Origin of the sequence: Pseudotabrizicola sp. (genome assembly GCF_030684215.1) — a bacterium.
Lineage (GTDB): Bacteria > Pseudomonadota > Alphaproteobacteria > Rhodobacterales > Rhodobacteraceae > Pseudotabrizicola.
This window is the reverse complement of sequence record NZ_JAUXOV010000045.1, coordinates 19,540-33,005: the sequence shown is the minus strand read 5'-3', so window position 1 is coordinate 33,005 and position 13,466 is coordinate 19,540. Positions and strand designations below refer to the sequence as shown.

Genomic DNA, 13,466 nt, shown 5'->3' with positions numbered 1-13,466 from the left:
GTCATTCCTCCGTGGGGGCCAAGGTTTCTGCGGTGATGCGGTAGTCCGTCACCAGAAACCCGGTTGGGTTCTGCCAGACGAGATCGAGTGCGGTCTGCTTTGAAGGTTCAAAGCGATAGGTGACCGTGGCGGTGAACTTGCCGATCCGGTCAGGCACGCCCTCACCATCGGACACCCAGGTTTTTGTGAAACGCACCTGCGCGGTGGTGTCCGTCACCGGCGTGATCGACAGGATGTCGATGACCACTTTGGAATTCTGGCCATAGAGCTTGGGCGGATAGTTGGCGTTGCCTTCTGTCCAGAGGCTCACCAGCCCCTGGCGGGCATTGCCCTCTGACCAGGTGTAGGCGCGCAGAATGCGGGACTCGTTATCGTGCTGGTCATAGGTTTCGCGGTCGGTGACATAGGCAAAGAGCAGGCTTTGCCGGATGGCCTCGGCCTGTTCGATCCCGGCCTTTTCGACTGCGACAACGCGTTCGGCGACGCCTGTGTCTTTGTCGACGATGGCAAGGAAGGCCTCGGTCTGTTTCAAGGGGAGCAGTGTGACGACGGCAATCATGCCCATGAGACCGATGGCCAGCCCGCCGCCCGCCACGGCATAGGCGATGCGTTCGCGCTTTTTGACGCCGTAGAACATCTCGGCTTCGAGAAAACTTCTCAATTCAGGGGGTGAACCTGTCATTGTCTTGCTCCGGAAATGGGGATTTGCGCGGTCGGCAGTTGTGCGGCGTGGGCCAGTTCGTCAGCGTCAACTGTCGCGTATGAACTGACCCAAACGCGCCCTTGCGGCTTGGCCGCGCTCGGCATCGGACCGCGCCTGATCGCGCAAATGGTGGTGTTCGGTCTTGCCGTGCATGAAACCCGAGCGCACTTCGCTCATCCGGCGCGCCGAATAGTCGGAAGCCTTTTCCAGCGGCTTACCCGCAACCCGCAGTGCTTGTGGCGCAATGCTCGCGAGGCTGATCTGGCCGGTGATGTGGGTCACGGCATTCGGGATCGCCATCAAGGCGAAGATGCCGACAAAGACGATGACAAAGAAGCCGAGGATGGAGCCGAGGTCGGTCACATCCTTTGTCTCGCGGAAAACGTCGTGGGCAACGGTGACGACCGCCACGATGACCCCGGCGGAGGCGACCGGATACATCAGATAACCGATCATTGCCGAGAGCCAGGCCTCGAACATGCCCTTGGTCTTCTCAAAGATCGTGGCGCCGATGGCGATCGGAGCGACCCCGAGAAGGAATGCGATCATCAGCTTCGAGAAGCCGACGATGAACACGTAGACTGCCATCAACACGCCGAGGACAACGTAAAGGACGGCGGCCACAAAGCCGCGCATGATCGAGGACATGGCGGAGGAAACAGAGTCGACGTTGCCGGCCATCATGTTCGCCATATCATCCATCGCTGCAGTGGCGGATGCACCGACACCGCCACCCCCGAGCCGGAAGTATTCCAGCGCAAGAGCACTGAGCCCGTTGCTGGCGGCGTCATAGATCTGGGTGAAGTTGGACCAGGTCAGACCGAACATCAGGACCATGACGATCCGGAACGACAGTTGAACCGCATCGCGCATGGAAATCCGGTAAACATTCAGGGCCGCGTTGATCCCGACCATGACGAGCAGGAGGGCAAGCAGGGTCGTGTAGATCGGCCCGACAGCACCGGCTGTCGCCTCGAAGTATTGCCGCCCGGCTGAGGTGATTGCCGCATCCAGCGTTGTCAGGATGGCCGAGACGCTGTCCATCAGAAGCTGCCGCCACACATGGTTTCTGCGACAGCCGTCAGGGCTGCGGCCTCCTCCGCAATCGCCTTCGTCTGCTGCCAGCTGAGGCGCTGGACGTCGTGATGATCGCGCAATGCAGCCGCGACGGCCTCGACCTCTTCCCAGGTCGCCACTTTGCCTGTGCAGCCGCAATTCTGCGTTTCAATCACATTTCGCACGCGGACTAGGCCGTAGATGTCGCGTAGAGCCCGCGCTTCGGGACCAGACCGCGCCAACGCGTAGCCTGCGGGCCAGGCGGCCTCACAGTTCCGGAATTCTTCGTTCACTGCTCCCGGGATCGGCTGCACATTTTCAGGGATTTCAATCTTCGGCAAAACGTCGAGATAAGCGTCCTCTTGGACAATGTCTGCCGGGGCAGTGGTCTCGGCCCAAGCTGCGGTTGAGATGATCGCGATCAGCGCAAAGGCACCGCCCATCATTCGCGCTTTGAAAGCTTTGGTCATGTTCATTCTCCCCCAAGGACTTTGATGAACTTCTGCTCTTCGGCTGCGGTCGCGGCATCCATGACGCCCGCTTCGCCCATGCCCATCAGCTGGGCGGATTCCATGTTCCAGATATTGGCGAGTGCGATCGACAATTCCGCCGTCACGCGGGTGTTAAGGTCGATGGCCTCTTTCAGCCCCTCGGTGTCCGGGATTTCCTGTACAAGCTCATGGACCCGCTCGAGGCTTTCAGAGGCCTTGACCGAGGAGGTTTCTGCGGCGGCTGAGAGGAAAGCGGCGGTGTTGGCTTGCGTGCCGATCCGCGCGGCGCCTTCGTCTTCACTGTTGGCAAGGGTATCGACGGTGGCCACATCAAGCCCGGCAGAGGCGAAGAACTCCGAGACATACTGGGCGGCAGGCTTGTCGCCAACTTTACCTGAAGTCGTCATCAGAGAATACTTGCCATCTTTGGCCGACATCAGCCCGCCAGTCAGGTCGGCGACATCGGGAAGGATGTCGTCAAAGAAGGTATCCGGGTCCGGGATGCCCAAGGCCTCCAGCGTGAGCCCGTTCCGCAAGGCGTCAAGCTGCGCCTTCAGCGTTGCGATCTGTTCGATCTGCTTAAGGATCTGCTCATCGAGTTTGAGGTTCGACGCGATCATCTCCTTTACCTGCAGCTTGGCCTCGGTCAGCACCTCGCCAATCTTGGCGATACTGGTGAGGTCAACTGTTGGCACGCCCTGCGCGAGGGCAGGGACCGGAAGCAAAAGCGCCGCAGAAAGAAGAAGGGGGCGCAGGCCCCGGAGATGTGGGGCTATCATTCGGAACCTGCCTTTACTTTGATGAATGTTGCGTCGATGGCATAGGCCTGCAGCCAGAGGGCGTAGCGGGCCTGATCGACCTTCACGCGGGCTGCCTTGACCCGTTCGACCATCAGCCCGATGCGGACGGCTTCCGCCCGGGCATAGCTGTTGAGGTCCAGCGCCTCTTTGGTCGATTTGGTCATGGGGATGCGCTCGATGATGGAGCGCAGCCGTTTAAGCGAAGCCTCAATTTCGAGCGAGGCGGCCATCCCGTAATGCAAACCCGCGTCAGCCGTGTTGCTGGCCTCGGCAATCGCCATGTCGCGCGGATCAAAAGTGCCAACCTGATCCACGCCAGTGATCTTTCCGGCATAGGCGTTGAAGAACCCGGTGATGCGGACGACGTAATTCTGCGTCTCTTCAAACGGCGGGATGCCACCGTATTTGGTGACATTGCCCGGGCCGGCGTTGTAGGCCGCCAGGGCAAGCGGCACAGAACCGAAGGTGTTGAGCTGGGTCAGGAAATACCGCGCGCCACCATCCAGCTGCAGCATCGGGTCATCATAATAGGCGGGGTAGATCCCGAGACCCTTGGCGGTGTCCGGCATCACCTGCGTCAGGCCAAAAGCGCCAACCGGGCTGCGCGCCCCGATGGAAAACCCGGATTCCTGTTTCACGAGGCTTTGGAACCAGATGCGAAACTCGACCGGGTTCAATCCGGCGCGGGCAAGACCAGGGTGGCCTGCGTATTTCTGCGCGGTGACCACGATCATCTCTTCGATGCTGGTCTTGGCATCGCCGAAAAGCCGATCGGCGTAGGGGTTGTTGTCCTCAACGGCATAGAGGACTTCGGCCTCGGCTCCCGGGATCACTTCGAGATCACCGATCCACGGCGTCTGGCCGGTCATCATCGCCAGCGTGGCATCCAGTGCGTCGAGTTGGTCTTGGTGCAACTCGTCGATGCGGCGCTTCTTGTCGGCCTCAAGCTCGCGACCGCCCGTCAGATAGGACATCTGCGCGATCTCGAGCCCGTGCTGGATGATCGACTTCGGGTCGACAATCGGCACGCCTTGCGCCGACGCAGGCCAAGGCAGGACGGCCACGCCCAAAGCCAAGGCCCCGATCAGGTCAAGAGGTTTATTCGCAGGGAATGACATCAAGGCTCGACGTGTTGCCGCGAGAGACAAGCCCCGCATCCGGGCTTGCGCCCTTGGTGGAAGTGGTCACAGTGGAGCCAGCGGTGGCCCAGCAATTGGTCTTGGCAATCGGTACGCCGGTGCAGGCGGCGAGACCGAGGGATGCACCCATCATGACAGCCCAAAATCGGACTCGCATAATCAAGGTTATGTAATATATTGATTTCATTTGATAATCACTCCTTCCAGAATTTGGGGCGTGCAGCATAGTTGGCACCAAAGGCGTTGAGACCAGCCTGACCACCGCCGAGGGCCGTCAAAAGTGGCCCCAGGGCCTTGAGATCGACATTCAGCACGGTTGAACTGCGCGGCGTGCGCGACAGCACCATCCGCTGACCCGGGATTGGGCTCAGGACGAAGTCCAACTCGCCATCGGTCAGCCGAAACCCGTCATAATCCGCAGTTGCCGCTTCACCATTCGGGAACAGGAGTTGGTTCGGCAGCGCCTCTAGGATCGAGCGGGCTTTGGACCCCCGGATCTGGCTTGGGAACTGCGTCATCATCACCACGACGACGTTCTTCTTCCTCGCGGTCACCAGCCATTCGGCGAGCTTCTTGGCGAAGTATTCGTCGTCGAGCACTTTCCAGGCCTCGTCGATCAGGATCAGCGTCGGGCGCTTTTCTTCGATCAGCATCTCAATGCGACGGAAGAGATAGCCGAGGATCGCGGTGCGCTCGGTGCCGAGGTCGAGGATTTCGGTCAAATCTACGGCCGTCACGTCATGGCTGGTGAAATCCACCACCGGCTCGTCGGCCTCACCAAAGACCCAGCCATAGCGGCCTTCAGGCCCCCATTCGCTGATCCGCTGTGCCAGATCGAGGCCGTCGCCTACATCCCCGAAGAGCTCCTGAAATGCGCGGAAATTCCGCAACCCTTCGCGGGCGTTGCCGTTCTGGGTAATGGCGGATTTGAGCGCCTCGGATTGTAGAGGTGTCATTGGCCCGCTGCGGCTTTCCAGAAGCGCCACCAGCCAGTCCAAGAACCATGCCTCGCCGCGCTCACCGGATTCCGTGGCAAGCGGGTTCAGCCCTGTTGAACGTCCAGCCCGGATTTCCGCGTAGCGGCCGCCAAGGGCGCGCACTGCCATTTTGAGGCCAGCTTCCTTGTCGAAGATGATGGTCCGACCCCCTGCCCTTTGGGCTTGGGCAGCGAGAAAGGCGACGGTAGTGGTCTTGCCGCCGCCAGATTTGCCCAAGACGAGGGTATGGCCGTTGGTCGGTTCCGCCTGCGGATCACCCGGTTCGTGGAAACTGAACCGGTGCAGTGAACCTTGCAGCGTCTGAAACAGCGTGAGCGGGGTTTGCCACGGTAGGCGTGCAGCTTCGGTCCCGGTGTCAGCGGCATGCAAGGCAGCCATATCGGCGAAGTTCAAGGACGAAACGGTCATGTCCCGCGCCCGGTAGTCCATATTGCCGGGGTGCATTGCGAAGAACGCTGCTTCAAGGGCAGTGACCTCGCGGACGAGGCGCATGCCGTTTTGATGCGCGATTCCACGGATGCGGGCGACTTCGGTGTCGAGCGCTGCCTGGTCTCCGGCAAAGACGGTGATGGTCATCTGGTGGATGCCAAAGCCAAGTTCGCCGCTTTCAGACTTGTCGGCAGCCTCAAAGAGTTGGGCCTCGATCGTGGCGGCGATGTCCTCAGAAGCCCGCATCTGCGCGACCCGACGTTTGACCCGCTCGGTGATGCTGCCGCGCTCAATGGGCGTGTAGCTGTGGGTAATGATGGTGTCGCGGCTCGCCCCAAGCGCATCCAGCATGCCGGGCCAGGTCGAGGTGGCGTAGGATTTGACATAAAGGACGGCGCCGACGCGGGGCGTGTCTGCGCCCTCTTCTACCATGAATTGGCCTTTGCCAAAACGGATGGCGGCATCGCTGGCGTCCTCGGCGATGATACCAAACGGGCTGCGCGATTTACTGCGCAACTCGCCGGTCAGGAGCGAGGCATAAAAGCCGATCAGGCTGCCATCGCTGATCTTGAGGCGATGGGATTTCACGCCAAGGCCGGTCTCAAGGATCGAGACCACTTCGCGCAGTTCTTCCAAGCGCCGGTCAGTATCCTCGCCCCAGACCTTAGCGGCTGCCTTGCCAAATAGCGGCACCGCCAGCGGGGCAACTTGTCGGCGCACGACCGTCAGGATCAGCACGGATTCCTGCAAATTGCGGCGCTGAAGTTCGGCGTTCCAGGCCCGGTCGATATCGGCGGCAAAGCTTTGGCCGTGGATCGGCTTCAGTTGGGTTTGGGCCGGGCGCATCATCCGGTGCAGGTAGAAGCTGAAACGCTCATCTAACGTATCGAGAAGATGCGCGAACCCGGCCCTCAAGGAGGTGACCGCCGAAGACCCGGATGTGATCCCGTCAATGCCGGTCACCTCCAGAGAGACCATCAACCCGTTGTCTCGGGTGCGCACCACCTCGTCATCAAGTTCGATGACGTAAGGCAGATGCGCATAGATCTTCGGATCCGCCGGGATCAGCGCCTTCGCCCTGCCCCGCAGCCCCTCCTTCTCAAGAAACATGACGCCGTCCTTTCCGCAGGATGGCCATCGGTGTCACCTGCATCATGACGGCAAAGACGTGGTGCCCGTTCGGGTTCAACTTGGTTGCGAAGCGCGCCAGTCCGTACCAGATCGGGGCGGTCAGGAACCACCAGACTGGCTTGAACAGAATGAAGGGCAGCACGGTCATCGCTCCCACTGCCATGGCATAGGGCATCGGCAGACCAAGAAACTTGGCTTGTCGCGAGAGCCCGAGGATGACCGCGCTTTTCTCCATGGGTGTGATCCCGCCTCAGCTGAAGGACGAGCGCAGGTTTGCGACGATGGCGGGGCCGGCGAAGACAAGGAAGGCGCCGACCACGACCAGAGCCACCCAGGCCCAGCTGATCCGGTTGAAGGCCGCAAGGAAGCCGGTCACCACAAAGGCAATGCCAAAGAAGGCTGTCGCAAGTGTGCCCCGGAATGAGGCCAGAACACCGGTTGCGACGGTTTCGGCCTTCGTAAAGACCACCTGCGCCAAAGCGGGCTCAGACTGCGCCAGAAAAAGGGTGCAAAGGGTCAGGCCCAGAAGAGCCACGTGTTCGTTACGCATGAGGGGAGGTTTCCTTCTTGGTTCAGAGCTCGGTGAGGATGCGGTCATAAACCGCCATCACCTTTACAATGTGGGATTGGGTCTCGGCGTAGGGTGGCACGCCGTCGTATTTGCGCACAGCCTCGGGGCCAGCGTTGTAGGCGGCAAGGGCGAGCTCCAAGCTGCCGAAGGTCGCCATCTGTTCCAGAAGATAGCGCGCACCGCCGTCGAGGTTTTCGATCGGATCAGCGGGATCGACTCCGAGATAGGTGGCGGTTCCCGGCATCAACTGCGCAAGCCCAAGGGCACCGGCATGGCTGACAGCGCCTTGGGTGTAATTGCTTTCAACCTTGATCATCGCCTGAAAGAAGGCGGACCATTCGGCGGGCGTAAGGTGCAGTCGCGCTAGGGCCGGATGGTCCTGATAGCGGGTAGCAATCAGCCGGATCGACGGCAGGACGTCCCTGGGGGCTGCAACGCCCTTGGTGCTGTAAGTCACATCTGCGGCAGACTCAGCCACCTCCCCTTCCCGGGTCTCTTCTTCAACTGGTTCAGGGCTAACAGGAACGATCAACTGCCCTTGCGCGTCATAGCGCAGGACGGATGTGTCCAGAGATGCGAGTTGGACCTCCCCGCCCTGGCCTTCCGGCTCAGTCCAGCGGATCACTTCCGCCTGGGCTGCTCCGCATACCAGTGCAGACAGCGCCAGCGACAGCAGGCACGTCGAGATGGTCGAGGTTAAGCTTGCCGAAGGCGAGCCCGAACATGCCGATCGGCGAGTTGACAATGCGTTCCCGCGCCAGAGCGGTAACCAGCAGGAAGCGCTCGCCCGCAGGGCTGACAACGTAGAACAGCCATTCCCCCGAGAAGCGCTCGTCGGGGTTGGGCGCACTGACACACTCGATCTCAACAGTCGCTCCTTCGGATGCGGCAAGCTTGCGGAAATCGCGTTCCAGCAAGACAGGCAATGCGCGCCGTTTGGTATTCATGGGGTCCCCTCGGATCATCTGTTGGGAACGTTGTATCGCAGATTTCTTGGTGAGGCGATGCCTAACAGAAAGTATGGCGCATTCAACATAAAAATGACAAACACGATAAAAGAAGGCCGTGAGCGTCGGCGAATAAGGGATTGGCCGCTCTGCCAAGGCCAGCAGTCTTAACCTTCCCCGGTCAGGAAAATGGAGCCGGAATGTGAGCGCACAAAGTTGAAAAAAATCCAAGAAATATTGAGAAATTCTTCGCCTTCAGGCTCTTATTTTTGGTGCAGCAAGGCGCACAAGAGGATCAGGTGGGCCCTGCTTCTTCCCGCGATCTGCGTGGTGGTTTCGGTGAGTTCCACCGCCTTTGCACAACCAGAGGTGATTCGCTGTCTGGCCCCAGAAGTGCCGATCACAGACCTGCCCGAGGCGGTTCTCGCCGAATACCGCGCAGAAATCGCAGCCGAGTTCGAGGTCTACTTCGCGGACCTTAGCGACCACATCGCCTGTCTCGACACAGAGCGCAGTCGCGCATTGTCCGAAGCCCGCGTGGCCACCGAGGCCTATTCAACTTTCCTCAACATCCCCCCAGCCCAGAAGGTCCTCCCGTGAAACCTCTCCTCCCTGCCCTACTCCTTGGTCTTGGCCTTTCAACCGCAACCATCACACCCGCAGCCGCCTACCCGGTCGACTGTGCGATCCTGTTGTGTCTCGCCGGGGGATGGCCCGCATCTGCCGAATGTGCCCATGCCCGCGCTGTTTTCATCCGCCGCATCACGCCGTGGCCGATTGAGCCGCCGCTGCAGATCTGGAACTGCCCGATGCGGGCGAGTTTCCGGGGCGAGCGGCAGCCAATTGAGCGCCTCTACGATATCGCATTCAGAACCGATCTACCTCCGGCAGCTTCGTCGCTCCCAGAAGTCTCAGCCGCGCCGATCCTTGTCGACGCTCAGGCTGATGTCGACATTTCCAACCCGGCTTTTGACTTTGTCCGTTCGATCCGCGTGTTCGAGATCACCTACCAGCAGCGCCGCAATTCAGATGGCGACTGCAATAGTTGGGGATCGATTTACATGGGCACCTACGGCGAACAGGGGGACTACAGCCGTAGGCGCAGCAACATATCCGCCGTGCCGGAAGCCTCAGACTTCGGCATTCCAGCCAGTTGCGGCAACTACTGGCACCGTTCGGTCTTTGTCGAATGGCGGGACTATGAGGGCACTTATGGCCATGAGGAGGTGCACTACTAACCGCAGCGATCTCCGCCCTTAACCAGACCGGAACCCCCCTAGAAACAGACACGACGCCAGACCATAGGTCCGACGCCGCGCTGATTTCTCCGTTGCACGAGAAATCTATCGCGAGTGAAGCACCCGTTCAACCGGCAAAGCATTTTGCCCCAACGAATTTTTGCGTCCCATCGTCTGGTGTCCTGCAATCAGGACGACACGCCCATGAACCTGACCACCGGCGCAATTCTGCGCCGCATCACTGAAGCGGACCTTTCGGCCGCAAGCCACAAGCTCGCGACCATCATCCTCGACGGCATGGCTTGGAAAGACGGCTACAATGGGCTTGAGCGTGGCACAGCCGCGTTCACGCTGGCGCATCTGGCCGAGAAGATGGGCATGTCGCGGCAGCATCTCACCGCGCTTCTCGCCGAACTGGCAGCGTCCACTCTTGAACTCGTTCGCTGGAAGCCGAACGGCAAGTTCGCACCATGGCTGTTTCGCTTCGGCGCGGGTGAAGAAGTTGCAGGTTTGCAAGATGTCGTGTCAGCCACAGGCGACACATCACTATCTAGAGAGTCTAAGAACAAAACTATCTTCGTTGGGCAGATCGATATGGATGAGTCGGCCAACGTGTTCCGAACGTGCTGGGCCGAGCTGATCAAGAAAGCGAAAACGGCATTGCCCTGCTGGAACGTCGACACGCAGGCGATCTGGGAGCGGTTTATTGCCTTTAACCGGGCGCGCGGCAATGCCCGTGTCCCGGCTGGATACTTGCTCGGCTTCATGCGCCGCTGGCGGACCAGTTCGTCAAGCACGGCTCCAATATCTGCATCTGAGCCAGAACCGTTGGCCAAAGAAGATCCCTCGATGCAGGAGCTTCATGACCAGATCCGCGCGGCACCAAGTTTCAATCGGCAGTTTCATGCATCGGATCTATGCAGACTGATCGGTCAGGCCGCCTATGATGCTCGTGTTCTGGATGTCGTCCGACGGTTTGGATGCCCAAGGTTCGCAGCAATCCTCGCGGTGCATGGCAGGGCCGTATTGGCGGGGGAGATTCCAAGATGACGTAAATGTTGCAGACCGGCATACATGCGGCTGATCAGTCCTGCGTATAACTGGACTGTCGGCAGTGACATCTGGATCATGGCGTGCGCCATGGTTGGGCCTGTGACGCGAACAGGGAGTCGTGTCGATAGCACCCCGGCCACCATCTTGATGGAGTGCACGCCAGAATGTTCCAGGCCTGCAGAGGCCAAGGGCCGGACCTCTTCCGAAACGTTTTACTGTCGGGCTTTATTCAAAGTACTAGAACGGCGAAGAGATATTGGCATGCCCATCGGTGTGGCGAGAATTCGGTCAGATGTTTTCCGGCCCAAAAATATCGAAGCTCATCAATCGCTTTCCCGGTGCAGCGTTTGACGTGAAATCGCCCTGCATTTGGGAAATAGCCTCTGCTGCCAATCGTTGAACCGGGTGAGCCAAGATCATGCCCAGAACACCGTCGATCAGGCCCATTCGGGTGTGTTCGGTCAAGTCGTTGCCTACCGTGACAATCGACGCTGAGCGCCCCGAGGCACGGAGTGCTTCAAGTGCGCCCGGCATGCCACCGCCAGCGAAGTAAAGCGCCACAAGATCAGGCTCACTCCGCAACAACTGTTCTACAACCTCGCGCGCCACCGACCTGTCCTCGAATGTCTGGATCGGCTCCAGCAAGGTCAGATCAGGTGCATGCTCGCGACAGTATGAGCGGAAGCCGGATTCGTTCAGTTCCTGGCAGCGGTAGCGGTGATTTCCGACGACGATTCCCACAAGACCCGGCCGCCTGCATCTTCCAGCGATGGCCCATCCTGCCGTGCGGCCCACCCGCCAGTTGTCCAGGCCGACATACCCGGTCCCACAGGATGCCGTAAGCTCAGAAATCAGGCCATAGGTTGGGACACCCCGTCCCGCAAGTGCTTCGATGGCACCCGAGACCCGGGGATGTTCTGCCGAGACGACAGCAACAGCGTTTGCCCGCTCCCCCATCCGCAGAATGTGGTCAAACACAGCACTTGGTGAAAGATCGTCCATATGCTGGACAATGACTTCCACGGGTTCAGGCGTTGCCGCAGCAGCCTGGTGCAATGCTTCAGCGATGCTGCGGTAGAAGGTGCGGTGCGACTGCTGCAGCAGAAAGCCAAGCCTTACTATCGGGCGATCTAGCTTCAATCGTTGCCGCAGGGCAGGCAGGGCGTAGAACCCAAGGTCTTCGGCTGCGGCGAGCACCCGTTCGGCCGTCTTGGAGCGCACCTTGTCGCGCCCGTTAAGGATGCGGTCGATCGTCGACACGCTGACCCCGGCCTTCTCGGCGAGGTCCTGGATCGTGGGTCTGCGCGCCATGTCCAGCTCCTGATGGATTCCCTCATTGTTTGGCAGAAATAATGAAGGAAATGAATGAAAAAACGTCTTTTCTGCGAAATCTTTGTGCTGTTCGATTAATCAACGGTATGAGCGTTCCACGCGCAGGACGAATCCAGCCCGAAGGCAGGGTTCTAGCAAAAGGGGGCGTTTGCTATGGACGATCTTAGGTACGGGACAAGGGACAAGCGGGGCAATTGGGCGCCCAATACCCCACTGGAGGTTGCACCGTTCTGGACCGGGCAGTTCAACAAGATCGGCCGCTGGCTCCTAGGGTACATTTGGCCGCATAACACGGTTTTCATGGCTGTAACCCTGGCCTATTGGTACCTCGTCTTGCCCGACTGGGATGTAATGCGGACCTTCTCTTGGGGCTGGATCCTGTGGCTGCATGCCGTCAACTCTGCGGGGATCTTTGTCCTCTATGGCTCGGTCGAGCTTTTCTATTATGTAAAGCGGAAGCAGGGCACGCGGTTTAAGTACAACCACAAGTTTCCATCCGAGAGCCCGTCCGACGTCTTCTGGTTCAAGAGCCAAAACATTGACAACTTCCTGAGAACGTTCCTGATTTCCGTCCCACTCTGGACTCTGGTCGAATCGGTCGTCCTCTGGGCCTTTGCCAATGGCTACGGCATCTGGTTGTCGCCAGATACACATTGGGCCTGGCTTGCGCTGCTTATCTTCCTGGTTCCTGCGATCCATGAGGTACACTTCTTCTGCATCCACTGGCTCATTCATCAGGGCGCGCTTTACCGCCATGTCCATTCTGTCCACCACAACTCGATGAACCCGTCTCCGTGGTCGTCAATGTCGATGCACCCGGTCGAGGCCGCGCTGTTTTTTGCCGAAATGGCATGGCACCTGCTGATCCCCTCCAATCCCTTTGTTGCGCTGTTCCAGCTGACCAGCACGGCCTATGGCGCGATCGTTGGCCATATTGGGTTTGACAAGCTGGAAATCACAGAGGGGCAGACGATGGATAGCCATGCTTATACCCACTACCTGCACCACAAGTATTTCGAGGTGAACTACGGCGGCGATGGGGTCATCCCGTTGGACAAGTGGTTGGGCACTTGGCACGACGGGACGAAAGCTTCCGATGAGCGGATGAAGGATCGTTTCAGGAAAAAGAAGGAGCGCGCCAACGCCAAGGCGCGGGCGACTCCGACCGGCTAAGAAGATGTTTCCTTGTCTCAAGCTCCCTGCCCCAAAAATTTCCCCCGCCTGATCGCCAGGCCGGGCTCAGCAAATGAGGAACGATATGCCCTGGATTGATGCCTGTGCCGCCGATGCGCTTGAATCCGAATCCGCGATCCGCTTTGACCATCGCGGGCGGACCTATGCGATCTACCGCAACCATGAGAACGGCTATTTCTGCACCGACGGCCTTTGTACGCATGAGGATGTGCATCTGTGCGACGGGCTGGTGATGGAAAACACCGTCGAATGCCCCAAGCATTCTTCGATCTTCGACTTCACTACAGGCGAAGTCGAGAGCCCGCCCGCCTGCAACAACCTACGCACCTACCCCGCTCGCGTCGAAGCGGGCCGCGTGCTGATCGAGATATAGTCATGGTTCAC

17 protein-coding genes are annotated in these 13,466 nt (G+C 59.5%); 5 read left to right on the top strand and 12 right to left on the bottom strand.

The features are described 5' to 3' along the window. Nucleotide 1: 1 nt before the first annotated feature. From Q8K08_RS09235 to Q8K08_RS09185, 11 genes are all read right to left on the bottom strand, one after another. Nucleotides 2–682 carry a virB8 family protein gene (locus tag Q8K08_RS09235; protein WP_008030710.1) on the bottom strand — a complete coding sequence of 227 codons (681 nt, stop codon included), beginning with the start codon at nt 680–682 and terminating at the stop codon, nt 2–4. A gap of 66 nt (nt 683–748) precedes the next feature. Beyond that, nucleotides 749–1,747, bottom strand: coding sequence for a type IV secretion system protein (locus Q8K08_RS09230; RefSeq protein ID WP_305249880.1), 999 nt, complete (start codon nt 1,745–1,747; stop codon nt 749–751). Continuing rightward, nucleotides 1,747–2,205: a hypothetical protein gene (locus tag Q8K08_RS09225; protein WP_305249879.1), complete on the bottom strand. Its 459-nt coding sequence runs from the start codon at nt 2,203–2,205 to the stop codon at nt 1,747–1,749. Before Q8K08_RS09225 ends, Q8K08_RS09230 begins: the two co-directional genes overlap by 1 nt. Before the next feature lie 26 nt (nt 2,206–2,231). Continuing rightward, nucleotides 2,232–3,029 carry a type IV secretion system protein gene (locus Q8K08_RS09220; protein WP_305249878.1) on the bottom strand — a complete coding sequence of 266 codons (798 nt, stop codon included), beginning with the start codon at nt 3,027–3,029 and terminating at the stop codon, nt 2,232–2,234. Then, nucleotides 3,026–4,114 (bottom strand): lytic transglycosylase domain-containing protein, encoded by a 1,089-nt coding sequence (locus Q8K08_RS09215; RefSeq protein ID WP_305249877.1) that lies wholly within the window; start codon nt 4,112–4,114, stop codon nt 3,026–3,028. Before Q8K08_RS09215 ends, Q8K08_RS09220 begins: the two co-directional genes overlap by 4 nt. 34 nt (nt 4,115–4,148) lie before the next feature. Beyond that, nucleotides 4,149–4,322: a hypothetical protein gene (locus Q8K08_RS09210; protein WP_301460152.1), complete on the bottom strand. Its 174-nt coding sequence runs from the start codon at nt 4,320–4,322 to the stop codon at nt 4,149–4,151. A 61-nt stretch (nt 4,323–4,383) separates the two neighbouring features. Beyond that, nucleotides 4,384–6,726: a type IV secretion system DNA-binding domain-containing protein gene (locus tag Q8K08_RS09205; RefSeq protein ID WP_305249876.1), complete on the bottom strand. Its 2,343-nt coding sequence runs from the start codon at nt 6,724–6,726 to the stop codon at nt 4,384–4,386. Beyond that, nucleotides 6,716–6,982 carry a VirB3 family type IV secretion system protein gene (locus Q8K08_RS09200; RefSeq protein WP_008030690.1) on the bottom strand — a complete coding sequence of 89 codons (267 nt, stop codon included), beginning with the start codon at nt 6,980–6,982 and terminating at the stop codon, nt 6,716–6,718. Before Q8K08_RS09200 ends, Q8K08_RS09205 begins: the two co-directional genes overlap by 11 nt. 15 nt (nt 6,983–6,997) lie before the next feature. Further along, nucleotides 6,998–7,297: a TrbC/VirB2 family protein gene (locus Q8K08_RS09195; protein ID WP_050521812.1), complete on the bottom strand. Its 300-nt coding sequence runs from the start codon at nt 7,295–7,297 to the stop codon at nt 6,998–7,000. A 22-nt stretch (nt 7,298–7,319) separates the two neighbouring features. Further along, the gene (locus tag Q8K08_RS09190) at nt 7,320–7,796 is read right to left on the bottom strand and encodes a lytic transglycosylase domain-containing protein (RefSeq protein WP_305249875.1); all 477 of its coding nucleotides are present in this window, start codon (nt 7,794–7,796) and stop codon (nt 7,320–7,322) included. Between the two features lie 130 nt (nt 7,797–7,926). After that, a complete protein-coding gene (locus Q8K08_RS09185; protein WP_305249874.1) occupies nt 7,927–8,265 on the bottom strand; it encodes a hypothetical protein in 339 nt (112 codons plus the stop codon). Between the two features lie 339 nt (nt 8,266–8,604). Between Q8K08_RS09185 and Q8K08_RS09180 the strand changes: the two genes are divergently transcribed. The 3 genes from Q8K08_RS09180 (at nt 8,605) to Q8K08_RS09170 (ending at nt 10,553) form a co-directional block, all read left to right on the top strand. Beyond that, on the top strand, nt 8,605–8,865 hold the full coding sequence (locus Q8K08_RS09180) for a hypothetical protein (RefSeq protein WP_305249873.1): 261 nt from the start codon (nt 8,605–8,607) through the stop codon (nt 8,863–8,865). Continuing rightward, a complete protein-coding gene (locus Q8K08_RS09175) occupies nt 8,862–9,503 on the top strand; it encodes a hypothetical protein (protein WP_305249872.1) in 642 nt (213 codons plus the stop codon). Before Q8K08_RS09180 ends, Q8K08_RS09175 begins: the two co-directional genes overlap by 4 nt. Before the next feature lie 204 nt (nt 9,504–9,707). Next, nucleotides 9,708–10,553, top strand: coding sequence for a hypothetical protein (locus Q8K08_RS09170; protein ID WP_305249871.1), 846 nt, complete (start codon nt 9,708–9,710; stop codon nt 10,551–10,553). Nucleotides 10,554–10,844: 291 nt separating this feature from the next. Here the strand turns inward: Q8K08_RS09170 and Q8K08_RS09165 are convergent, their stop codons facing one another. Beyond that, the gene (locus Q8K08_RS09165) at nt 10,845–11,867 is read right to left on the bottom strand and encodes a LacI family DNA-binding transcriptional regulator (RefSeq protein WP_305249870.1); all 1,023 of its coding nucleotides are present in this window, start codon (nt 11,865–11,867) and stop codon (nt 10,845–10,847) included. Between the two features lie 174 nt (nt 11,868–12,041). Here Q8K08_RS09165 and Q8K08_RS09160 point away from each other — a divergent pair, with 174 nt between their 5' ends. Together Q8K08_RS09160 and Q8K08_RS09155 are read left to right on the top strand one after the other, a co-directional pair. Continuing rightward, nucleotides 12,042–13,061 (top strand): sterol desaturase family protein, encoded by a 1,020-nt coding sequence (locus Q8K08_RS09160; RefSeq protein ID WP_305249869.1) that lies wholly within the window; start codon nt 12,042–12,044, stop codon nt 13,059–13,061. Nucleotides 13,062–13,146: 85 nt separating this feature from the next. After that, nucleotides 13,147–13,455 carry a MocE family 2Fe-2S type ferredoxin gene (locus Q8K08_RS09155; protein WP_305249868.1) on the top strand — a complete coding sequence of 103 codons (309 nt, stop codon included), beginning with the start codon at nt 13,147–13,149 and terminating at the stop codon, nt 13,453–13,455. Nucleotides 13,456–13,466 lie beyond the last annotated feature (11 nt).